This is a genomic window from Streptomyces sp. CB03238 (assembly GCF_002099185.1).
GTDB lineage: Bacteria > Actinomycetota > Actinomycetes > Streptomycetales > Streptomycetaceae > Streptomyces.
In genome coordinates, this window is sequence record NZ_NBCN01000003.1 from 1 (window position 1) to 21,742 (window position 21,742).

Here is a 21,742-nt window from a genome sequence, read left to right on the forward strand (position 1 = left end):
GGGGGGCCGGGGCCGCGGCCGGCGCGGGGGGCTTCTCCGGCGCGGCCCGGGGCTCCGGCGGGGGCCGGCCGGTCCGCCGGGGCCGGGGCGCCCGCGCCGAGGGGGGCGCCCGCCGGGCGCGGGGCGCCGGGGGCCGGGGCGCGCCCGCCCGGGGGGCCCGCGCCCACGAGTGGGGCAGCCGGGCGCGGGGCACCGGGCCCCAGTGTCGTGTCGGGCGGCGGCGTGACCGCCGGGGGCGGGGGTTCCGCGTCGGGGGACGTGCCGGTGGGGGGCGGGGCGGGCGTGCAGACGGTGCCGAGCGCGTCGGCGGGGAGGTCCAGGTGCCGGGTCCAGGCCCGGCCGGACGAGGTGACCGGCCGCAGCCGCCGGTCGGCGTCCACCGCGAGCAGCACCGCCTCGTGCTGGACGCCCGGGCCGAACAGGGTGGTGGCGGCCTCCTCGACGCAGCGCGCGACGTCCCGGGGCGTGACCGCGCCGACGAGCGACGCGGCGGCCACGCGGAGGCTCCGTTCGCGGGTGACGGCCCTGCGGTGTTGGGAGACCAGCTCCCACAGCCGGGCCATCACCAGCAGGAACATGACGGCGGAGAACACGGCGATGACGGCGGCGTCCCGCACCGTGCCGAGCAGGGCCTCGGAGAGCAGGATGGCGGGCGCGATGAGCGACGCGCCGGCGAGGACGGCGAGGCGGCGCTTGGCGAGGCCGGGCCCGGGCTGGGGCGCCCGTTCGGTGAGCCGCACCATGGACGGGTGCAGGGCGGCCAGGCCCCAGGCGGTGAAGAACACCACCCAGCCCAGGTCCATGTAGGTGCCGACCTGCCAGGTGCCCTGGAGTTGCAGCAGCCCGTACAGGACGTCCGAGGTGAGGATGCCGAACGTGCCGATGGCGAGCAGCTGGAGGGACCGCTCGCGCGTGCCGCCGAGGGTGAGCAGCCGGACCAGCATGGCCAGGATCAGTACGTCGCCGAGCGGGTAGGCGAGCGCGGCCGCCTGCTGGATCCAGGTCTCGCCGCCGGCCATGGTGAGCGGGTTGATCAGGTGCGCCCAGGACAGCAGGGCCAGCCCGGAGGTGAGGATGAGCGCGTCGAGCAGGCTGGCGAGGTCGCGGGATTCGGTGCGGTAGCGGATGAACCCGAAGAGCCCGGCGGCGAACAGCGGATAGGTGGAGAGGTAGAAGACGTCCGCGAGCGACGGGAACGGGTTGGTCTGGCCGAAGGCCGCTTCGAGGATGTTGTAGGTGGTGTCCCCGGCCGTAAAGGTGAGGTTCGCGGCGGCGAGCATCAGCCATGGCCAGCGTCTCGCGGGCCGGTGGAGGCGGATGCCGACGAGCATCGCCACGACGCCGGCCAGCCCGATGACGGCCCACATGCTCGTGTGCCGTTCCGGAACCGTCAGGTACACGACGGTGAAGGGGATTACGAAAAGGACGTACGCCACCATCAGGCGGTGTGCGGAGACCGGTGGCTTCCTCCGGCCGGTGACCGGGCCGGGCCCTCGGTCCGGCACCCGTCTGCCGTTCGGCCGGAGCCAGTGTTCCAGACGTGTGTTCGGCTCCACGGGGACCTGCCGGTGGGTCTAGATTCGTCCGAACGGGTATATTTACGACGTATATGTACACCCTGCTCCGATACGTGACGAGGGTCAAGGGATGCCCGAGCAGGCAGCTTCCGGGCGGCGACATCGTCGGCGTGGCCGGCTGAGCCGGGACCTGGTGCTGGCCACGGCGCTCGCGCTGGTCGACCGGGAGGGCCTGTCGGCGTTGAGCATGCGGCGGCTGGCGGCGGAGCTGGGCGTGGAGGCGATGGCCCTGTACCGGTACGCGGCGGGGAAGGACGCGCTGCTGGACGGGCTGGTCGAGGCGGTGTTCACCGAGCTCCTGGACACCTTGGACGAGGCCGCGGGGGAGACCGGCTGGCGCGGCGAGCTCCACCGCACGGTCCGCGGGATCCACCGCGTCTCGCTGCGCCACCCGCACGTGGTCCCGCTGCTCGCAACCCGGATGCTCGCCGTGCCGCTGTCCCGCCGCCCCCAGGCGGTGCTGCGCGCGCAGGAACGCCTCCTGGCGCTGCTGGCCCGCGCCGGGCTCGACGACCACCGTACGCAGCTGGCCTACCGGGCCGTGATCGCCTGGGCCCTCGGCTACGTCTTCGTGGAGCTGACCGCCGTGGTGGACGACCCCGATGAGCCGGAACCGGCCATCCGGCTGGGCCTGCACCGTATGCCCGTGCACGAGCTGCCCCATCTGCGCGCCACCGTGCCCGCCCTCGCGGAGCGCGCGGGTGAGGAAGTCCTCGCCGTGGGCCTCGACGCACTGCTGGACCGTTTCCTCACCGGGCCGGGAAGGGAACCGATGACGTAGTCGGTCGACACCGCCGGAAGGGCACCGTATGACGACCTCCGTGCACGGTCCCGCAGAGGAGGCCGCGGGCCCCTCGGGAGCGTCCACCGGGCCGCCCCGCTCGCGCAGAGCGCTGGTGGCGGGCTCGGTGGGCAACTTCATCGAGTGGTACGAGTTCGGCGTCTACGGCTTCTTCGCCACGATCATCGCCGCCAACTTCTTCACCCCCGAGGGCGGCAGCGACGCCGAGGCGCTCATCAGGACCTACGCGTCGTTCGCGCTGGCCTTCTTCTTCCGGCCGGTGGGCGCGGCGCTCTTCGGCCGCGTCGGCGACCGGATCGGGCGGCGCCCGACGCTGATCCTGGTGGTGCTGCTGATGACGGCCGCCACCACGCTGATCGGTCTGCTGCCGACGTACGCCACGATCGGCGCCTCCGCGCCCTGGCTGCTGACGCTGCTGCGGATCGTCCAGGGACTGTCGGCCGGCGGGGAGTTCGGCGGCGCCGTGTCGCTGATGACGGAGTTCGCCCCGCCGGGCAGGCGTGGCCTGTACGGGGCGTGGCAGTCGTTCACCGTGGCGCTGGGCCTGCTCGGCGGCGCCGGGGTGGCGGCCGTCCTCGCCACCGTGCTGTCCGAGGCGGAGCTCGGGTCGTGGGGCTGGCGGCTGCCGTTCCTGCTGACGCTGCCCATGGGGCTGGCCGCCCTGTGGCTGCGGCTCAGGCTGGAGGAGACGCCGTCGTTCCGGCGGCGGCACGGTGAAGCGGCCGCTGCTCCGGTACGGGAGACGGTCAGGGCCATCGTGCGGGGCGTGGGCCGGCTGATGGGCTGGTCGGCGGCCGGGTACACCTTCCTGGTCGTCATGCCGTCGTACCTCCAGAGCGTCCTGGACGCGACGTTCCAGCAGGCGCTGGTCGCCACCGTGCTGGCCAACGCGGGCTTCGCGGCGGCGATCCTGCCGGCGGGCGCGCTGAGCGACCGGGTGGGGCGGCGCGCGGTGATGGTGTCCGGTGCGGTGGTGGCCGCGCTGTCGGCGTTCCCGCTGCTGAACCTGTTGCAGGATCCCGCCGCCCCGACGGCCGCCAAGGGCCTCGCCGTGTGCGCGGCGGGTGCCGTCGTCGGGCTGATGGCGGGGCCGGGGCCCGCGATGCTCGCCGAGATGTTCCCCACCCGCGTCCGGTACACGGGCCTGGGGCTCGCGTACGCCCTGTCCAACGCGGTGTTCTCGGGCTGCGCGGGCCTCGTCATCACCGAGATGATCAAACGGACGGGCAGTATCGACATCCCCGCGTACTACGTGGCCGCCACGTGCGCGGTCAGCACCCTCGCCCTGGCCGCACTGCGGGGCGACGACCACCGCCGCGCGCTGCGCGACTGAGCCAGGAGGGTCATGCGGGTCATCGGGCTGATGTCGGGTACGTCGTACGACGCCGTCGACGCCGCGGCCGCCGAGCTGTCGCTGGACGCCGGCACTCTCGTACTGACGCCCCTGGGCATGGTGAGCGCCCCCTATCCCGGCGAGCTGCGTGCCGCCCTGGCCGCGGCCCTGCCCCCGGCGACCACCAGCATGAAGGAGGTGTGCCGGCTCGACACGCGTATCGGCCAGGTGTTCGCGTCGCTCGCCGTGTGGGTCGACGCGGAGCTGTGCGACGGGCGCGCCGACCTGATCGCCTCCCATGGGCAGACCGTCTACCACTGGTCCGAGGACGGCACCGTGTACGGCACCCTCCAGCTCGGTGAGCCGGCCTGGATCGCCGAGGCGACGGGCCGCCCGGTCGTGTCGGACCTCCGCGCCCGCGACGTCGCCGCCGGCGGCCAGGGCGCACCGCTCGTCAGCATCGTCGACGTCCTGTGGCTGCGCGGGCGCCCCGGCGTGCCCGTCGCCCTGAACCTCGGCGGCATCGCCAATATCACCGTGGCCGCCGGGACCGGGCCGCCGGCCGCGTTCGACACGGGGCCCGGCAACGCCCTGATCGACGCGGCCGTGCACCACGTCACCGGCGGCAGGCTCGGGTACGACGAGGACGGCGCCCTGGCCGCCCGGGGCCGGGTCGACGAGGCGCTGCTGCGGCGGCTGCTGGACGATCCGTACTACGCGCAGCCGCCTCCCAAGACGACGGGCAAGGAGCTGTTCCACCTCCCCTACCTGCGTGCCGCCCTGGCCGGGCACGACGCGCTGCCCGCCGAGGACGTCGTCGCCACGCTCACCCTGCTCACCGCCCGGACCGTGGCCGATGCCGTCCGCTCCGTACGGGCGAGCGAGGTCGTCGCCTCGGGCGGCGGCACCCGCAACCCGGTGCTGATGGCCATGCTGCGTACGGAACTGGGCGGCATCCCGCTGCGCGGCTCGGACGAGCTGGGGCTGCCGTCGGCCGCGAAGGAGGCGTACGCCTTCGCGGTGCTCGGGTTCCTGACGGTCCATGGGCTGGCCGGGACGGTTACGGCGTGCACCGGCGCGCGGCACCCGAGCGTGCTGGGCTCGCTCACGCCGGGCCGGCACGGGCTGCGGCTGCCGGAGCCGGCGGCCACCGCCCCCGTACGGCTTCGGGTGTACGGCAGTTGACATCATCCGGCGTCGATCTGTTTCAGCCCCTCTTCTCGCGGCGACCCGGAAGGGACGAACCAATCGACGGACTGGGAGAGTTCCATGAGTGACTGGCGCCAGCAGGCGGTGTGCCGCGACGAGGACCCCGACCTCTTCTTCCCCATCGGCAACACCGGCCCGGCCCTCCTCCAGGCGGAGGACGCGAAGACCGTCTGCCGCCGCTGCCCCGTGCGGGAGCCGTGCCTGGAGTGGGCGCTGGAGTCCGGCCAGGAGGCAGGCGTCTGGGGCGCCACGACCGAGGACGAGCGGCACGCCCTGAAGCGCCGCCGCGCCGCCCGCCGGGTTTCGCGGGGCACCGGCTGAGGTGCGGCCCAGGGGTGTCGTGACCGTGCGTTTCGACAACGCGACGGAGCGTTCGTGGGTCTGTTCAGGGAACACCTGACCGGTTTACGGTGGTGTGGCCGTATAGCGGCCGCCCATGTCCAGAGAGGTGGCCGACACCTCCCGGCTACCGATCCGGAATCTCATGCTCAAAGCCCGAACCGTTTCCGCCGCGCTCACGAGCGCGCTCGTCGTCGTGCTCGTCGGCTGTGCCGCCGGCGGCAGCGGCGCCGCCGAGCGCCTCACGGCACCCCCGGCCGCCCCTGCCCCGGGTACGCCCACCGCAGCGGCGGTCGCCGACCCAGCGCCCGCGGCGCCTGCGACACCCGTGGCACCCGCCGCCCCGGTCGCGCCCTCCCCCGAGCCGTCGCCGAGCGAGACGGCACGCACCCGGGCCGCCGTGGTGGCCATCCCGGCCATCGGTGTCGAGGATCTGCGGGTCGTGCCGTACGAGGGGACGACCGACGACTGGCCGGGCACGAGGATCCAGAACCGTGGCGCGGCCGCCAGCCCGTACGGGCCGGACGGCGGTGTGGGCCCCGGCGAGATCGGCAACTACCTCGTCACGGCCCATCGCCTCTCCGCCGGCGGCCCACTGCGCGACCTCCCGGCCCTCGACGAGGGCGACTCGGTCCTCGTCACGTCGGGCGGCACGGTGCACGAGTACCGGATCACCGAGACGCGCAAGACGTCCTTCCGCTCCGAGCGCTCCCTGGCCGAGCAGCGCGCCGCGGTCCCGGGCAAGCCGGGCGAGCGGCCCACCAAGGCGATGATCACCGTCTCCACGTGCGCGACGCCCGAGGACGACGCGGCCGGGAACTTCTGGCGGGACGCCAAGGGCAACCCGGAGCACCGTATCGACAAGGTGGGTGTGCTCGTCTCATCGAAGAAGGCGCAAGGGCAGTGACTTCAGGCCGCTGATGAAGCGGGAGACCAGCCGTCTCGGCGGCCCGGCCCGCTCGTACGGCGACAGCACGCGCAGCACCTCCTCGTGCAGGACCCGCAGCTGGAGCCGGGCGAAGTGCGCGCCGAGGCAGACGTGCGGGCCGTCACCGAACGACACGTGCGGGCCGTCACCGAACGACACGTGCGGGTTCGGCGAGCGGGCCAGGTCCAGGCGGTGCGGGTGGAAGTCCTCGTGCGCCCAGGAGTCGAGCCAGGCGCGGAAGGCCCTCGGATCGCTGCGTTCGAGGGAGCGGCGCACCATGCGGTCGAGCCAGGCGTCCCGGAGGGTCCCCCCTGCTCGAGCGCAGCCGAGCAGGTCTGCGGCGGCCTCGGTGGTGGTGTACGCGCCGGGGGCGTCCTTGGCCTCCCCGTATCCGCGCAGGTCCACGAGGGCGTAGCTGAACGCCGTGCGGTCGAGGTCGGGGAGGACGGGCCGTAGGCGGCCCGGTCGGCGAGCCGGCCGTGGACGGCGAGGACCCGGTGAGGGCCGTCGCCGATCCGCTGGTGGGGCGGGAGCAAAGGGGCCACGGTCGCTCCGATCGACAGCGGGAGTCAGCAGGCAGCAGGAGGGGACGGCCGGACGGCTTGCCTCGGCCCCTGCCCGGCGCCCCCACAAGACCGCCCTCCGGGGTGACGGGGCGCGCCGCCGGTTTCCTCGCACGAAGGTGCGGTCCCGGCGTGGCTCCAGCAAGAAATCTGGGCAAAGGGGCAGAAATGGTTCACGTAGCTGCCCTGTGCCGCCGTCGGCTGGAGACTGAGATGCGCGTGATGCTGGTTCACCCGAGTGCCCTGATGTACTCGGAGATCTTCCTGCGACTCGAGCCGCTGGGTCTGGAACGGGTGGCCGCGGCGGCGCGCGACGCCGGTCACGAGGTACGCGTGGTGGACCTCCAGGTCCTCACCCGCGACCTGCTCGACCGCGAGCTGGAGTCGTTCGCGCCCCAGGCGCTGGGCATCTCGCTGAACTACCTGGCCAACATCCCCGAGGCGATCGAGATCGCCCACCACGCCAAGGCCGCCTCCCCGGGGTGCTTCGTCTTCCTCGGCGGCCACAGCGTGTCGTTCATCGCCGAGCACGTGCTGGAGCAGGCCGAGGGCGCGGTCGACGCGATCGTACGCGGCGAGGGCGAGCCGGCCGTCGAGCCGCTGCTGGCGGCGGCGCGCGACGGCGGGCTGAAGGACGTCCCGGGTGTGGTGTGCGCGGAGGGCCGCGGACCGGCCCCGAAACTGCTGGACAGCCTGGACAGTCCCCGGCCCGCCCGCGACCTGATGCGCAAGCGCAACCGCTACTTCATCGGGGAGCTGGACCCCTGCGCCTCGATCGAGTTCACCCGGGGCTGCCCCTGGGACTGCTCCTTCTGCTCCGCGTGGACCTTCTACGGGCGCAGCTACCGCAAGGCGTCCCCCGAGGCGGCGGCGGAGGAGATGGCGTCGATCCGGGAGCCGAACGTCTTCATCGTCGACGACGTGGCGTTCATCCGGCCGGAGCACGGCGACGGTATCGCCGCCGAACTGGAGCGCCGGCGCATCCGCAAGCAGTACTACCTGGAGACCCGCAGCGACGTCCTGCTGCGCAACGAGGAGGTCTTCGCCCGCTGGACCCGGCTCGGCCTGCGCTACATGTTCCTCGGCATGGAGGCGCTCGACGCCGAGGGGCTGGACCTCTACCGCAAGCGGGTGAGCCCGGACGACAACTTCAAGGCCCTGGAGACGGCCCGCCGACTGGGCATCATGGTGGCCATCAACCTGATCGTCGACCCCGCCTGGGACGCGGAACGCTTCCGCCTCGTACGGGAGTTCGCCCTGTCCGTACCGGAGATCGTGCACCTGACGGTGATGACGCCGTACCCGGGCACGGAGATCTGGCACACCGAGGCCCGTCAGCTGACGACCCGTGACTACCGGCTCTTCGACATCCAGCACGCCGTCGTGCCCACCACGCTCCCCCTGGAGGAGTTCTACCGGGAGCTGGTGCGCACCCAGGCCGTGCTCAACCGCAAGCACCTCGGGCTGCGCAACGCCATCGGCGCCATGAGCGTGCTGGGCCGCAACCTCGCCCGGGGCCAGACGAACTTCGCGCGCATGCTGTGGAAGTTCGGCAGCGTCTACAACGTGCAGCGCCAGCTGGCGGACCACCGCAAGCATGTGCGGTACGAGCTGCCGCTGCCCAAGCACCGTGCCACGCCGCCCGGCCGGCAGGATCTGTTCATCCATACGAGGGCCGCCTCCCATGCCCGCCCGCAGGCCGACCCGGAGCCCGACGGCGTCTGACCCCGTGCCTTCCTCCGTCCGAGTACACCCGCCGGGTCGCACGGTCCGTACCGGTGGCCGGTGTGGAAGGTTGAGGAGTCCCAGTCCAGGCGAGGAGACACGTGTGCGGTCCGGGTTCGTGAAACGGCGCCTGAGCCTGCTGCCCACCGACCCGCTGGGCTCCCTCGCCGAGCTGGTGCTGCGCTTCCCCGTCCGTACGCTGCTGCTCACCGGCTGCGCGCTGCTGGTCGCCGCGGTGGCGGCCGTGGGCGTGAACGAGAACCTCTACCACGGCGGTACGACGGCGCCGGGCGCCGAGTCGGCGCGCGCCGAGCACACGCTCTCCACGGCGTTCCGCGGCGGCAGCCCGACGGTGACCCTGGTGGCGACGGCCCAAGGCTCGGTGGACGATCCGGCGGCGGTGCGCGCCGGGACGCTGCTCGCCGAGCGGGCGCGCACGCTGCCGAAGGTGGTCGGGGTGCGCGCGTACTGGCCGCAGCGCCCCGCCTCGCTGCGCGGGCGTGACGGGCGGGCGGCACTGGTGCTGCTGCGGGTCGCGAGCAGTGAGGCGACCGCCCACAAGGACGTCGAGCCGCTGCTGAAGGAGCTGACGGGTCGCCACGGTCCGCTGACCGTCGCCGCGACGGGGCCGACGCCGGTGGGGCTGGCCATCGAGCGGCAGAGCCGGCTGGACCTGCACCGTACGGAGCTGCTGGCGGCGCCGCTGACGGCGGCCGTCCTCGTCGTGGTCTTCGGGGGTGTCGTCGCGGCGGGCCTGGCGCTGCTGGTCGGGCTGTGCGCGGTGGTGGGGGCCGCCGCCTTCCTGAGCGGGCTGTCGGGTCTGACGACGGTGTCGGTGATCGCGCTGAACCTGACCACGGCGCTGGGGTTCGCGCTGGCGGTCGACTTCAGCCTGTTCATGCTGGCCCGCTACCGGGAGGAGCGGGCGCGGTACCGCGAGGAGCGGGACCCGGGCGAGGCCGTGCACCGGGCGCTGGTGGCGACGGTGTGCAGCACGGGCCGTACGGTGGTGTGTTCGGCGCTGACGGTGATGGGGAGCCTGGCGGCGCTGCTGGTGTTCCCACTGGACATGCTGCGTTCCGTGGCGTACGGCGGTATCGCCGTGGTGGCGTTGAGCGCGCTGCTCGCACTCACCGCGCTGCCGGCCGCGCTGCTCCTGCTGGGCCCGCGGATCGACGCGCTGTCGGTGCGCCGACGCCGGCCCTGGGCCGCCCCGGACGGCGGCCGCTGGTACCGCGTCGCGTACGCGGTGATGCGCCGGCCCGTGCCGGTGGTCCTGGTGCTGGGTGCCGTGCTGACCGCGCTGGTGCTGCCGTTCGCGGGTGCCCGGTTCGGTACGTTCGACGACCGGGCGCTGCCCGCCGGTTCGGCGACGCGGCAGGCGACGGACACGCTGCGCCGGGACTTCGACCACCACGCGCTCCACCCCGTGCAGGTGGCGCTGCCCGGGCTGGACGCCCGGGCCGGTGCCTTCGCGCTGGACGGCTACGCCCGGCGGCTGGCCCGGCTGGAGCATGTGGCGCGGGTGGAGACGGCGACGGGGACGTACCGGGAGGGCGGGCGCGTGGGAGCCCCGGAGGCGGGGCACGGCTACGCCTCGCCGGCCGGTGTGTGGGCGGCCGTCGTGACCGACGTCGGTCCGGAGACGGCGGAGGGCGCGGAGGTGGTACGGGCGGTGCGGGCCGTCTCCTCCCCGGTGCCGGCGCTGGTGGGCGGCACACAGGCGTGGCTGGCGGACCTGGGGGACACCATCCGGGCCGGGGTGGTGCCGGCGCTGTCGCTGATCGCCGTGGTGACGCTGCTGTTGCTGGGGTGGTGCACGCGCAGTGTGGTGCTGCCGTTGAAGGCGCTGGTCCTCAATGTGCTGAGCCTGAGCGCCACGTTCGGGGTGATGGTGTGGGTGTTCCAGGAGGGGCACCTGAGCGGGTGGCTGGGCGGTTTCACGGTGACGGGGGTGACCGACACCGTCGTACCCGTGCTGGTGCTGTGCGTGGCGTTCGGGCTGTCGATGGACTACGAGGTGCTGCTGCTGTCGCGGACCGTGGAGGAGCACGAGGCGGGTGCGTCGACGCGGCAGGCGGTGGCGCGTGCCGTGCAGCGTACGGCCGGTCTGTTCACGGCGTCCGCGCTGGTCGTCATCGTCGTCATGGCCGCGCTGGCGGCGTCCGGTCTGCTGCTGCTGAAGGTGGTGGGGGTGGGTCTGGCCGTGGCGGTCCTCGTCGACGCCACGGTGATCCGGCTGCTGCTGGCGCCCGCCCTGATGGCGCTGCTCGGCCGGGCCAACTGGTGGCTGCCGGCCCTCCGCCCCGCCCTTCAGTCCTTGGTGCCGATGAAGAGGTAGTAGGGCACGCGGGCCGGCAGGTACGGCACCGGGGCGAGCCTCTCCCGCACCTGGACGGTGCTGAACCGGGCGCGGAGGTAGGGGAGGTGGTCCGGGGAGAGGAAGACGTTGTTGTGGCTGAACCAGGCGGGCCACAGGTGCCGCCGCCACGCGGCGTGCCGGACGCCGTCGGCGGGGTGCTTGCGCGAGACGTAGAAGTCGCAGACGGCGATGGTTCCGCCGGGCCGGAGGATGGCGTGGGCGTGGTCCACGGCCGCGAACCAGTCGGGCATCATCGTCAGCGCGTAGGAGAACATGACGATGTCGGCCTGCTCGTGCGGACGGTAGTCGGTGGCGCTCGCCAGGACGGTCTCCACGTTGTCCCAGCCGGACCGCTCGACGCGCCGGCGTGCCACGTCCAGCATGGAGGCCGAGACGTCGACGAGGGTGATCCGCCGGCACTCCCCGCGGCGCCGCTCGCCGAGGTACTCGATGTTGTTGCCGGTGCCCGCGCCCATGTCGACGAGGTGGCTTCCCGGTGCGGTGGGGAGCATGCCCACCAGGTCGCGGCGGCCGTGCAGCAGGCGGTGCTCGCGGAAGGCGTCGTAGACGTGGGCCGTGGGGCGGTAGAGGGACTCCATGCGTTCGGCCTGCGTCGCGCCCGTGACGCGGGGGAAGGCCATGTGGCGGACGACCCGCAGCTCGGAGTGGATTCCCATGAGCGCCCCCTCAGTTCGGCAGGTCGGCGATGTGGAAGCTGCCGTAGGTGTGCACCCGGTCCTGTTCGTGCAGCCGGGCGGCCAGCTCCGGGTGGCGGTGGAGCAGGTCCGTCAGCCGTCGCGTACGGCCCTCGTGGACGACGCGTACGGGATCGAGGTAGCGGGTGCGCAGCCCGGCGCTGCGGTAGATGACGCGGGCGCCGGGCCGTGCCGCGTCGATGATGGCCTGCCACTCCTCGGCCAGGGCCGGCTGGTCGCGCCAGCCCATCCAGTCCATGTGGTCCAGCAGCACGAACTTGGAGACGTCCGGCCGGGGCCGCGCCTCGGTGAGGAACCCGGTGACGGTCGTGGTCCGCAGGTCCAGGCGCGGCAGGGCGTCGCGGAGGCGGGGGAAGTTGGCGGCCTTCAGGTACTCGGGGCAGCAGGTCGCCGTGTACGAGCCGGTGATGTAGGCGCGCCAGAAGTAGTTGTCGGCGATGGGCAGCCGGCCGAAGATCGCGTCGAACCCGTCGTGGACGAGCTGGGCCGTCCCGCCCGCGTACTCCTCGGCGATCTCGCGGCGCTGCTCGGGCGGCACCCCGGCGAGGTTCAGGGCGAGCGGCTGGGCGGCGAGCCGGGCCGCCGACCAGAGCTTGTCGCGCAGCCGGGACTCGTAGATGTGCCGCTGCTGCGCGAGCGTGGGGGCGGCCAGCAGCTCCTCCAGGTGCGGGCCCAGGCCCTGGAAGCGTCGCAGGAAGAGCATGAGGCCCTTCGCGAGGAAGCCGGAGGTGCCCCGGTAGTAGAAGGAGTTGCGCCAGCCCCGGCCGGCGAAGGCGTCGATGTAGCCGTCCCAGTACCGCTGCGCGAAGGGAGACAGGTCGGGGCGCAGCGCGTCCCGGTACATCTCGCGGGCCCGTACGGAGCGACCGGCGCCGAACAGTTCGAAGAACTCGGCGTGGGACAGCCGCCGGATGCCGGCCGCCTTCAACTCCAGCAGGGCGTTCTGGCGGGGGTTGACGTCGACGGCGGTGACCCGGCCGGCTCCGGCGAGCAGGTAGTCCAGGGCGTTGCAGCCGCCGCTGGTGATGACCAGGACGTGGTCGTCGGGGCCCAGGCCGAGGGCCTCGCGGTCGAGCGCCGGGTCCTCCCAGCACGCGTTGTAGACCAGTTTCCGGTCGTGCAGGGCGGCGAACATCCGCCCTGCCAACGGGGTGCCCGCGCGGGGGCCCGGCAGCGCCGGGGAGTGGGCGGCGACCGGCGTCACGTCGGCGGAGGGGTACGAGGGCATGACCCTCACCATGCTGGATCCAGCCCCCCGGCCCGTGCGGAGACACCCGGATTCCCCCGGCCGGCCGAACCCGGCCGGTGACGCACTAGGCCGGGCGAGCGGCTTCCGGCGCCGGTCCGGGCCCGTGCGGCTGCCGCACGGGCCGTGGCGGGGGACGCTGGCCGGTGGACCGACCGAGGGAGGAACCACGATGGGACGACCACGACGACCGGCCGTGACGCCCATGGGTCTGGCCGGCACCGCCGTCACCCTGGCCGCGCTCACCCTGGCGGTACGTGGCCGGCAGCGCCCACCCCGCCGCCCGGCGCCCCACCAGGACACGCCCGAGCGCCGCCGCTGGATGCCACTCCTCCTGATCCCCGGCGCCTAGCGCCGCAGTACGCCTCGCGCGCCGAGCGGCCGCGGGGCGCCGTGCCGCGCGGGGGTGGCGGCGCGGGCCCGGGGGGAACACCCCCGGGCGCCGGGGCGCCGTGGAGTCCCGGAGCGAAGCCGGCCGCGCCGGCGCGGGCGCGAGCGGGTGACCGCAACGACCCGTCGCCGTCACCGCCGCGCCGACGCTGACCGTCGTGGCGGAGTGAGGCGCCGCCACGACGGCGACGGCGGGAACCCGCCCGCCCGGCTCGGTGGGCGCCGTGCCGCTCGAGCCGTTGTCGACGCGGTGTGCCGGCCCGCACCCTGTGGGCCGTCGGGGCGGCGCCCGGGACGCCGCCGAGGGCGCACCGCGCCGAGGGCCGGGGGCCGGGGGCGGGGGTGCACCCGCCATCCAGCGGTGCGGGACTGGTGGCACCCGTACGCCGCCGGGGGGTGCGCCGCGCGGAAGGCCGGGGGCGGGGGCCCGCCACCCAGCGGTGCGGGACGCGGGGCGCACCCGGTCGCCGGGGCATGGACCCGCCCCCCGGCGGCACACTGCGGCGTCAGCCGCCGATGCGGGCGCCGACCGCGGCGAGTGCGGTCGTGACGGGCTGGAAGAACGTCTCGCCGCCCGCGTCGCAGTTGCCGCTGCCGCCCGACGTGAGGCCGATGGCGTCCCCCTCCCGGGTGAACAGGGAGCCGCCGCTGTCGCCGGGCTCGGCGCACACGTTGGTCTGGATGAGCCCGGTGACGGTGCCCTCCGGGTAGTTCACGGTGGCGTTCAGGCCGGTGACCTGTCCGTCCCGCAGCCCGGTGGTGCTGCCCATCCGGAACACCTGCTGCCCGACCGCCGCCTCGGCCGCCTGCCCGATCGGCAGCTTCTGCCCGCCGCCCACGTCGACGACGCTCGGGGCCTCGGCGTTCGGATCGTCGTACGTGACGAGGCCGAAGTCGCCCTCGCCGGGGAAGACGCTCTGCTGCACCGAACCGAGCGGCGCGCCGTTCTGGTCCGTCCACTCCTGTGACGAGGCCGTGCAGTGCCCGGCCGTGAGGAACCCGCTCCGCCCGTCCTGGGTGGTGACGTTGAAGCCGAGCGAGCAGCGCGAGCCGCCGCCGAAGATGGCGTCCCCGCCGTCGACGAACGGCTTGAACTCGCCCTTCGACTTCTGGATCCGGGCCATGCCCGAGCCCAAGGACTCGACCGCCGACTCCAGCGTGTCCCACCGCTCGCCGGTGACCGTGCGGTCGGCGGTGACCAGGACCTGGTTGGTTCTGGGGTCGACGGCCCACGCCGTCCCGGGAATCCCCGCCTTCCGCGACAGCGTCCGCGTGGCCGAGGTCAGCTCGCCGGTGCTGTTGCGTACGGAGCGGGCGACCGCGCCGGCCTGTTCGACGCGGGCGTTCATGGTGTCGTCGCCGTCCGCCACGTTGACGACGAGCTGCCGCTTGGCCGCGTCGTAGTACGCCCCTCCGTAGGAGTCGCCGAGGGACTCGCCGAGCTGCCTGGCCACCTGTGCGGCCGACGCGGCGCTCAGGGTCCTGGCGGTGACCTGCCCCGGTTCGGGTCCGGACTGGGAAGCATTGGCGTTGGGCAGCAGGATCGCCGCCGCGGCAATGCCGACCGCCCCGGCTCCTGCGAGGACGGCTGTTCGCTTGGGTATGCGCCTGTGACTCAACTCCGCTGCTCCTGCTGATGGTTCGGACTCCGGCTGCCGACGGCAACCGGGGGACGCGTCCACCCCTGGGTACGGACGGTGCGGCGGATGTGTTCAGCTCTGGTGGGGACGATCGGGCGCGGTTGGTCTCGGCATGCCCTGTGCGTGGCTCCCTACTCGGAGGGCCCGTGAGTATCACTCTGGACGCCGGCGGACCGGTCGAGACGGACGATCTGTGGCGGTGGCTGCGGCGTGATCCGGGGCTGCGCGGCCACATCGGCCGGGTGCCGCCCGGGTTACCGGAGGCCGGCACCATGAGCGGGGGTGCTCCGGAGCTCATCACCCTCCTGCTGGCACCGGGCGGGCTGACGGCTGCCGTGGCGGCCGCGATCGTCGCGTGGCTGCAGAGCCGTAGGGTCAACCAGACCGTGACGATCACCCGGCCCGACGGCACACAGGTCACCGTCACGTCGGAGCGGATCAACGGACGGACCGCGGAGAGCACGGGGGACCTGGCGCGGCGGGTCGCCGACGCACTCCAGCCCCAGCCCCAGCCGGTGTCGCCGCCGCTGAACCGTACCGATGGAACGAGCCCGGCGGGCCCGGCGGAGAGCGCCTGACCATGACGGAACGGCGGGGGGACCTGACCGGGGCCGACTGTCACGCGGTGGTGGTGGGGACGGGGCGGTACGGCGGGGGCGGCAGAGTACCCCTCACCGCTCTGCCCAGCGCCGCCCACTCGGCGCGGGACCTCGCGCGGGCGTTGCGCGAGAGGTGCGGCATGGACGGCCGTGTCACCGAGATCATCGATCCGGAGGGTCCGACCGAGGTGCTGGCGGCCGTACAGGCCGCCATCGACGCCTCGGAAGGCGGCGTGGTGCTCTTCTGCTTCGTCGGGCACGGACTGCTGGGCCCGGGACGGCAGTTGTACCTCGCCACCTCGGGCACCGACTCGGCCGACGACACCGTCCGCGCGGTGCCGTACGACCAGATCAGCAAACGTCTCGGGGACGCCGCGGCGAGCCCGGTGGTCGTCCTCGACTGCTGCTTCTCCGGCCTCGCGGAGGCCGCGCCGCAGGAGTCGTACCGCGAACTGCTCATCTACGCCCGCCCCGAGGGCAGTTTCCTGCTGACCTCGGCGACGCACTACGCGGCGTCGTTCCCGCCCGCCGGCGAGCGGCACACCCTGTTCAGCGGCGAACTGCTGCGGCTGCTGAACGAGGGCGACGCGGGAGGGCCCGCGTGGTTCACCCTCCTCGACCTGTACCGGATCCTCGACCACCGCTTCCAGGGCGGCCCGGCGCGCCCCCACCGGTGATCTGGCTGGTGCCGCGGAGCTGCTCGACCGGCTCGTCGAGGCTCGGCTCGTGATCGTCGACCGGGGTGAGGCCCAGCTCTGTCACGACTCGCTGCTGTACGCCTGGCCCAGGCTGCGTGAGTGGATCAGCGACGACCGGGTCGGTCTGCTCGTACGCCGCCGGCTGGGCGACGCGGCCGACGGGTGGCACGAGGCGGGACGGCCGGCCAGCGGCCTGTACAGCGGGGACCAGCTGGCCGCGGCCCGTGCCCAGCTCGCGCCGGGAGGCCGCGTCCTGCCGATCCGGCCCGTGGAGCGGGACTTCCTCGACGCCGGTGGCCGGGCCGAGCGCCGCACCAGGAACGTGCGCCGGGCCGCGGTGTCCGTCGTCACCGCGCTGGCCGTCCTCGCGAGCGTGCTCGCCGTGCTGGCCCGTGGCGCCCAACGCGACGCGGAGGGGCGGGAGACGGTCCTGACCGCCAACCAGATGGCGGCCCAGGCGGACTCCACGCGCGAGGAGGATCCGCAGACCGCCCTGCGCCTGAGCCTGGCCGCCTACCGCGCGGCAGAGACACCCCAGACCCGGACCAGTCTCTATGCGGCGTACCTCGCGCAGACCCCGGTGGAGCTGGCGGGAGCCGTCCGGGAACCCGTCCTGGGCATCGCGTACAGCGCTGACGGTGACGTGCTGGCCACCAGCCAGCGCCGGGGACGTGTGCAGCTGTGGGACATCTCCCGGCGGAACGCGCCGGTCAGGGCGGCTCATCTGGCTCTGAAGGGCAGCGCTGCGATCGCGTTCCATCCGCGCACCCGGCTGCTGGCCGCGCAGACGGCCACGGAACTCGCCCTGTGGGATGTCGCGGACCCGGCGGACCCCAAGCGGCTCGCCGTACACGCCATCTCGGCGGGGACGACCTTCACACTCGCTTTCAGCCCCGACGGCCGGACGCTGGCCTCGGGAAGCACCAAGGGCAGGCTGCGGCTGTGGGACGTGTCGGAGCCGTCGGCCCCGCGACTGCGCTCCGAGCGGACCGTCGCGGCGGTGGAGCTGATCTCGCTGGCGTTCGGGCGTCATGGTCTGCTCGTCACGGGCAACGGCAGGAGCGGGGCGAAGGGGCAGGGAGCCGCTCAGGTGCGCCTGTGGCGCGTCGACGATCCGGCGCGGCCCCAGCTGCTGGACACCGCGACCACGCCGTCCGTGATGGCGGTCGCGTTCCATCCCCGGCGGGACCTGGTGGTCGCGACGGGCGGGGAAGGGAGCATGGGGTGGTGGACGGTCGAGGGGCGGCGGCTCGTGGCCGTCGAACCGGAGGACGAGTTCGACAGGCAATGGGGATACGGCAGCGCTCTGCCGTCACTGAGCTTCCGCCCGGACGGTGGACGGCTCGCCGCCCCGGACAACGGCACGGAGGGCGGGGGGAAGCTCCGGGACGCCACGTTGACGGGCCCGGAGCTGTTGAACAGCCCCGCCGAGGAGGGAACCGTCCGGAGCGCGGAACCGGCTCAGTCGGTGGCGTACAGCCCGGACGGAACCCATCTCGCGGTGGGTGACGTCGGAGGCAACGTACGGGCGTGGCCGGACCGGGCCCCGGCACCGCGGCTGGCCGGAAGCCTGCCCCACCCCATCCCGGGCACCAGTCCGGTGAGCGACGACGGCCGCTTCGTGATCACCGGGACGTCGGAAGGCACCCATGTCTGGGACGTGAGCGCGGCCGACACGGCCGAGGGGGCCGATCCCCGGCTGCACTTCACCCTGCCCGGGGGGTGGGAGGCCCGGTTCTTCCTGCCGGGCCGGGACGGCCCCCTGCTGTTGGGGCACCGGTGGGAGGAAGGAACCACGAACCACGCCTTCCGGATGTGGACCTCGGCGGATCCGGCCCGCCCGCCCCAGGGGCCGCCATGGCTGTCCAGGGCTCCGACATGCGCACCGCGGTGTCCGCAGACGGACGGCTGCTGGTGGTGGCCGGTTCGGCGGGCACGCAGGCGGACGTGTGGGACCTGTCGAACGCCTCCAGGCCGGTCCGTCGTGCCAGGATCCCGGTCACACCGGTCGCCGAGCCGGAGAGCCTCTTCTTCGTGGGCGATCACGCGCTGGGGATCGTGGAAGGGGACGAGGACACGGTGGGCCGGCCGGTGGACCTGCCGTATCTGGGACCTGGCGGACCCGGGGAAACCCGTCAGGGGCGGCAGACTCGAGGGCGTGGCCGAGCAGCAGGCGGCCTACATCCCTTCGACGCAGGTGCTGATCACCGACGGCAGTGCCCAGCGGGCCCAGTTGTGGGACATGAGAGCCATCCGAACCCCCCGCAAGGCCGCGCGGCTGCCCGCCGCGTCCGGGGGGTACCAGCCGGTGGGCAAGGGGCTGCTGGCGACCGCGCTTCTCGACGGAACGGTGCGGTTCTGGGACGTGAAGGACCCGTACAAGCCCCGGGGAGATGCCCGAGATGCGGTTCGACCGGGCCATCGAAGACATCACTCCCACGCCTGACGGCACCCGGGTGGTGACCAGCGAGCCGTACCGCATCTGGGAGGCGGACAAGGACGGCAGATGGCGCACCCCGGCCGTCGCCACGCTGGAGGACGTGAAATCGCTGCGGCTGCTGCCGCGGAAGAGCCCGTTCATGGCCGTCCTCCCGTACGGGGAGGATGTGAAGCCCCACGGCCCGGAGAGCACCTACCTGGTCGACAACGACACCGACAGGATCTACCGGCGGCTGTGCCACACCAATCCGCTGAGCGTAGACGAGACGCGGTGGAAGGTGCTGCTCCCCCACCTGGCCCACCGGCGTTCCTGTGACTGAGTGTGCTCCAGGGCTGCCGTGGGTCGCTCCGGTACAGGATGCAATGTTAGAAATGGGGCATGAGCGGACGTCTCGGACGGACCAGGCGGGCGTCGGGCCGCCCGGCCCCGGGACGCGTGCCGAGCGCTCCGCACCGGCCCCGTCCCGGGGAGGGGCGGCGCCCGCCGGGTGAAGGAATGCGGTCCCTGCTGGGCGTACGCACCGTAGCCGGTCAGGTGCTGCTGCTGCAGATCGTGGTCGCGGTGCTGCTGATCGCCGCCGCGGTGATCGGGCTGGCGTTCCAGGCGCGGTACGACAGCGAGCAAGACGCCCAGAACCGGTCACTCGCCGCCGCCGAGTCCTTCGCGGACGCCCCGGGCACCGTGCAGGCGCTGAGGGCGCCCGATCCCACCGCCGCGCTCCAGGCCTCGGTGGTGAAGGCCAAGGACGGCTCCGGGCTGGACTTCATCGCCGTGATGACGCCGGACGGGACCCGTGTCGCCGACAACGACTCGTCACTGATCGGCAGCCGCGCCGTAGGCGTGGAGCGCGCCACGGCGGGGACGGCGATCACGGAGATCTTCGAAGGGGCACCGAACGACGCGGCCCGGGCCGTCGTCCCCGTCACCGACACCGACGGTTCGGTGGTCGGCCTGGTCAGCGCCGGTGTCTCGATCGAGAACGTCGGCGACGCGGTCAACCGCCACCTTCCGGTCCTCCTCGGCTCCGCGGGCGGCGCGCTGGCGCTGGCGGTCGGCAGCTCGGCGCTGGTGAGCAGGCGGCTGCGCCGCCAGACGCACGGCCTCGGCCCCACCGAGATGACCCGGATGTACGAACACCACGACGCCGTTCTGCACGCGGCTCGCGAAGGGGTGCTCATCATCGGGGACGACGGGCGGCTGACGCTCGCCAACGACGAGGCCCGCAGGCTGCTGGGGCTGCCGCCGGACGCGGAGGGGCGCCCGGTCACGGGCCTGGGACTGGACGAGGACACCGCCGAGCTGCTGGCGTCGGGCCGTACCGTGACCGACGAGGTGCACCTGGCCGGGGACCGCCTGCTGGCCGTCAACACCCGGCCCACCGCTCCCTACGGCGGGGCGTCCGGCACGGTCGCGACGCTCCGGGACACCACCGAGCTGCGCGCCGTGTCCGGGATGGCGGAGGTGGCCCGGGAGCGGCTGAAGCTGCTGTACGAGGCGGGCGTGCGGATCGGCACGACGCTGGACGTGGTGCGCACGGCCGAGGAGCTGTCGGAGGTGACGGTCCCCGGGTTCGCGGACTTCGTCACGGTGGAGCTGCTGGACCCCGTCCTGCGCGGTGAGGAGCCGACGGGCACGCACACCGAGATGCGGCGTACGGCGGTGAGCGGCATCCATGACGACCATCCGCTCCAGCCGGTGGGCGACCTCATCAGGTTCGCCGTTCCGACCACGCCGATGGCGGCGGCCCTGGCGAGCGGGCACGCGGTGCTGGAGCCGGATCTGAACCTCGCCCACGGGTGGCGGGCGCAGGACCCCACCGGGGCCGACCAGGCCCTCGCGTACGGCATCCATTCGCTGGTCACGGTGCCGTTGCAGGCGCGCGGGGTGGTGCTGGGCATGGCGAACTTCTGGCGCTCGGAGCGGGCCGAGCGCTTCGAGGAGGAGGACCTCGCCTTCGCGAAGGAGGTGGCCGCGCGGGCGGCCGTCGCCATCGACAACGCCCGCCGCTTCACCCGCGAGCACGCCATGGCCGTCACCCTCCAGCGCAGCCTGCTGCCGCGCGTCCTGCCCGAGCAGGGCGCGCTGGACATCGCGTACCGCTATCTGCCGGCGCAGGCCGGGGTGGGCGGCGACTGGTTCGACGTCATCCCGCTGCCCGGGGCGCGCGTCGCCCTGGTCGTGGGGGATGTGGTGGGGCACGGGCTGCACGCCGCCGCCACGATGGGCCGGCTGCGGACGGCGGTCCACAACTTCTCCGCGCTGGACCTGCCGCCGGACGAGCTGCTGGGCCACCTGGACGAGCTGGTGTCCCGGATCGACCAGGAGGAGGGCGGCGACGGCGACGGGGAGGGCATCACGGGCGCCACCTGCCTGTACGCGATCTACGACCCGGTGTCCGGCCGGTGCAGTGTGGCGACCGCCGGACACTTCGCCCCGGTGCTCGTCCTCCCCGACGGCACCGTGGACTGTCCCGAGGTGCCGGTCTTCCCGCCGCTGGGCCTGGGCGGCCTGCCGTTCGAGACCGCCGAACTGGAGCTGGCCGAGGGCACCCGGCTGGTCCTCTACACGGACGGGCTGATCGAGCACCGCGACCGTGACGTCGACACCGGTCTGCGCGTGCTGCGCGACACGCTGTCGGGCCACCCGGACCGGACGCCGGAGGAGACCTGCCAGGCCGTGTTCAGCGCTATGCTGCCGCCGCACCGCCGGGACGACATCGCGCTGCTGGTGGCCCGTACCAACCTGCTGGACCGCAGCCGGGTCGCCGACTGGGACGTGCCCCGCGACCCCTCGGCGGTCGCGCGTGTCCGCGCCGAGTGCGGACGCCGGCTGGAGCAGTGGGGGCTGGAGGACATCGGGTTCACCACCGAGCTGATGCTCAGTGAGCTGATCACGAACGCCATCCGCTACGGCTCCGAGCCGATCCATGTGCGGATGCTGTACGAGCGCTGCCTGGTCTGCGAGGTGTCCGACGGCAGCAGCACCTCCCCGCACCTGCGGCGGGCGGCCACCACCGACGAGGGCGGGCGCGGGCTGTTCCTGGTCTCGCAGTTCGCCGAGCGGTGGGGCACCCGGTACACGCCGACCGGGAAGGTGATGTGGACCGAGCAGTCCCCGGCCGCCGGGCCCCGGCAGCCGGTGGAACTGATGCTCGACGACGTGTCCTGGTGACCGG

The 21,742-nt window shown here is 73.7% G+C and carries 16 protein-coding genes and 3 pseudogenes; 13 read left to right on the forward strand and 6 right to left on the reverse strand.

What is annotated here, in order from left to right:
• Positions 1 to 1,439, reverse strand: a pseudogene (locus BKD26_RS40105) (GGDEF domain-containing protein); the annotation flags it as partial.
• Positions 1,440 to 1,647: 208 nt separating this feature from the next.
• Here BKD26_RS40105 and BKD26_RS05115 point away from each other — a divergent pair.
• The 5 genes from BKD26_RS05115 to BKD26_RS05135 all read left to right on the forward strand — a co-directional run bounded on the left by BKD26_RS05115 (position 1,648) and on the right by BKD26_RS05135 (position 6,167).
• A complete protein-coding gene (locus BKD26_RS05115; protein ID WP_084896255.1) occupies positions 1,648 to 2,358 on the forward strand; it encodes a TetR/AcrR family transcriptional regulator in 711 nt (236 codons plus the stop codon).
• Between the two features lie 28 nt (positions 2,359 to 2,386).
• Positions 2,387 to 3,712, forward strand: coding sequence for an MFS transporter (locus BKD26_RS05120; RefSeq protein WP_084896257.1), 1,326 nt, complete (start codon positions 2,387 to 2,389; stop codon positions 3,710 to 3,712).
• Between the two features lie 12 nt (positions 3,713 to 3,724).
• The gene (locus tag BKD26_RS05125; RefSeq protein WP_084896259.1) at positions 3,725 to 4,897 is read left to right on the forward strand and encodes an anhydro-N-acetylmuramic acid kinase; all 1,173 of its coding nucleotides are present in this window, start codon (positions 3,725 to 3,727) and stop codon (positions 4,895 to 4,897) included.
• A gap of 84 nt (positions 4,898 to 4,981) precedes the next feature.
• Complete coding sequence (locus BKD26_RS05130; RefSeq protein WP_084896261.1) at positions 4,982 to 5,242, forward strand: WhiB family transcriptional regulator; 261 nt, start codon at positions 4,982 to 4,984, stop codon at positions 5,240 to 5,242.
• A 163-nt stretch (positions 5,243 to 5,405) separates the two neighbouring features.
• Complete coding sequence (locus BKD26_RS05135; protein WP_084896263.1) at positions 5,406 to 6,167, forward strand: class E sortase; 762 nt, start codon at positions 5,406 to 5,408, stop codon at positions 6,165 to 6,167.
• On the opposite strand, the pseudogene BKD26_RS05140 reads toward BKD26_RS05135, so the two are convergent.
• Positions 6,141 to 6,386, reverse strand: a pseudogene (locus BKD26_RS05140) (cytochrome P450); the annotation flags it as partial. The gene BKD26_RS05135 and the pseudogene BKD26_RS05140 sit on opposite strands and share 27 nt — an antisense overlap.
• Positions 6,387 to 6,733 (reverse strand): annotated as a pseudogene (locus BKD26_RS41075) (hypothetical protein); the annotation flags it as partial.
• 231 nt (positions 6,734 to 6,964) lie between these two features.
• Between BKD26_RS41075 and hpnR the strand changes: the two are divergent.
• Together hpnR and BKD26_RS05150 are read left to right on the forward strand one after the other, a co-directional pair.
• On the forward strand, positions 6,965 to 8,476 hold the full coding sequence (gene hpnR, locus BKD26_RS05145) for a hopanoid C-3 methylase HpnR (protein WP_084896265.1): 1,512 nt from the start codon (positions 6,965 to 6,967) through the stop codon (positions 8,474 to 8,476).
• 103 nt (positions 8,477 to 8,579) lie between these two features.
• Positions 8,580 to 10,817 (forward strand): MMPL family transporter, encoded by a 2,238-nt coding sequence (locus BKD26_RS05150; protein ID WP_084896267.1) that lies wholly within the window; start codon positions 8,580 to 8,582, stop codon positions 10,815 to 10,817.
• On the opposite strand, the gene BKD26_RS05155 is transcribed toward BKD26_RS05150, so the two are convergent.
• Positions 10,790 to 11,515, reverse strand: a complete 726-nt coding sequence (locus BKD26_RS05155; RefSeq protein WP_084896269.1) for a class I SAM-dependent methyltransferase — start codon at positions 11,513 to 11,515, stop codon at positions 10,790 to 10,792. The genes BKD26_RS05150 and BKD26_RS05155 overlap by 28 nt on opposite strands.
• A 10-nt stretch (positions 11,516 to 11,525) precedes the next feature.
• Positions 11,526 to 12,782, reverse strand: coding sequence for a BtaA family protein (locus BKD26_RS05160; RefSeq protein WP_084896981.1), 1,257 nt, complete (start codon positions 12,780 to 12,782; stop codon positions 11,526 to 11,528).
• 190 nt (positions 12,783 to 12,972) lie between these two features.
• Between BKD26_RS05160 and BKD26_RS39685 the strand changes: the two genes are divergently transcribed.
• Positions 12,973 to 13,152 carry a hypothetical protein gene (locus BKD26_RS39685; protein ID WP_143662610.1) on the forward strand — a complete coding sequence of 60 codons (180 nt, stop codon included), beginning with the start codon at positions 12,973 to 12,975 and terminating at the stop codon, positions 13,150 to 13,152.
• A 544-nt stretch (positions 13,153 to 13,696) separates the two neighbouring features.
• On the opposite strand, the gene BKD26_RS05170 is transcribed toward BKD26_RS39685, so the two are convergent.
• On the reverse strand, positions 13,697 to 14,809 hold the full coding sequence (locus tag BKD26_RS05170; protein WP_084896274.1) for a S1 family peptidase: 1,113 nt from the start codon (positions 14,807 to 14,809) through the stop codon (positions 13,697 to 13,699).
• Positions 14,810 to 14,976: 167 nt separating this feature from the next.
• Between BKD26_RS05170 and BKD26_RS05175 the strand changes: the two genes are divergently transcribed.
• From BKD26_RS05175 to BKD26_RS05195, 5 genes are all read left to right on the forward strand, one after another.
• A complete protein-coding gene (locus tag BKD26_RS05175; protein WP_084896276.1) occupies positions 14,977 to 15,408 on the forward strand; it encodes a hypothetical protein in 432 nt (143 codons plus the stop codon).
• Positions 15,409 to 15,410: 2 nt separating this feature from the next.
• On the forward strand, positions 15,411 to 16,106 hold the full coding sequence (locus BKD26_RS05180; RefSeq protein ID WP_084896278.1) for a caspase family protein: 696 nt from the start codon (positions 15,411 to 15,413) through the stop codon (positions 16,104 to 16,106).
• A gap of 19 nt (positions 16,107 to 16,125) precedes the next feature.
• Positions 16,126 to 18,573, forward strand: a complete 2,448-nt coding sequence (locus tag BKD26_RS05185; protein ID WP_347104408.1) for a WD40 repeat domain-containing protein — start codon at positions 16,126 to 16,128, stop codon at positions 18,571 to 18,573.
• Positions 18,521 to 18,886 (forward strand): hypothetical protein, encoded by a 366-nt coding sequence (locus tag BKD26_RS05190; protein ID WP_084896282.1) that lies wholly within the window; start codon positions 18,521 to 18,523, stop codon positions 18,884 to 18,886. Before BKD26_RS05185 ends, BKD26_RS05190 begins: the two co-directional genes overlap by 53 nt.
• 176 nt (positions 18,887 to 19,062) lie before the next feature.
• Entirely contained in the window at positions 19,063 to 21,738 is a 2,676-nt protein-coding gene (locus BKD26_RS05195) for a SpoIIE family protein phosphatase/ATP-binding protein (RefSeq protein WP_241518544.1), read from the forward strand.
• Positions 21,739 to 21,742: the final 4 nt, after the last annotated feature.

What these genes read in the sequence shown, in the direction of transcription:
- BKD26_RS05115 (WP_084896255.1), top strand. Translation starts at nt 1,648, where the DNA reads ATGCCCGAGCAGGCAGCTTCCGGGCGGCGACATCGTCGGCGTGGCCGG.
- BKD26_RS05120 (WP_084896257.1), top strand. Translation starts at nt 2,387, where the DNA reads ATGACGACCTCCGTGCACGGTCCCGCAGAGGAGGCCGCGGGCCCCTCG.
- BKD26_RS05125 (WP_084896259.1), top strand. Translation starts at nt 3,725, where the DNA reads ATGCGGGTCATCGGGCTGATGTCGGGTACGTCGTACGACGCCGTCGAC.
- BKD26_RS05130 (WP_084896261.1), top strand. Translation starts at nt 4,982, where the DNA reads ATGAGTGACTGGCGCCAGCAGGCGGTGTGCCGCGACGAGGACCCCGAC.
- BKD26_RS05135 (WP_084896263.1), top strand. Translation starts at nt 5,406, where the DNA reads ATGCTCAAAGCCCGAACCGTTTCCGCCGCGCTCACGAGCGCGCTCGTC.
- hpnR (WP_084896265.1), top strand. Translation starts at nt 6,965, where the DNA reads ATGCGCGTGATGCTGGTTCACCCGAGTGCCCTGATGTACTCGGAGATC.
- BKD26_RS05155 (WP_084896269.1), bottom strand. Translation starts at nt 11,515, where the DNA reads ATGGGAATCCACTCCGAGCTGCGGGTCGTCCGCCACATGGCCTTCCCC.
- BKD26_RS05160 (WP_084896981.1), bottom strand. Translation starts at nt 12,782, where the DNA reads ATGCCCTCGTACCCCTCCGCCGACGTGACGCCGGTCGCCGCCCACTCC.
- BKD26_RS39685 (WP_143662610.1), top strand. Translation starts at nt 12,973, where the DNA reads ATGGGACGACCACGACGACCGGCCGTGACGCCCATGGGTCTGGCCGGC.
- BKD26_RS05180 (WP_084896278.1), top strand. Translation starts at nt 15,411, where the DNA reads ATGACGGAACGGCGGGGGGACCTGACCGGGGCCGACTGTCACGCGGTG.
- BKD26_RS05190 (WP_084896282.1), top strand. Translation starts at nt 18,521, where the DNA reads ATGCCCGAGATGCGGTTCGACCGGGCCATCGAAGACATCACTCCCACG.
- BKD26_RS05195 (WP_241518544.1), top strand. Translation starts at nt 19,063, where the DNA reads ATGCGGTCCCTGCTGGGCGTACGCACCGTAGCCGGTCAGGTGCTGCTG.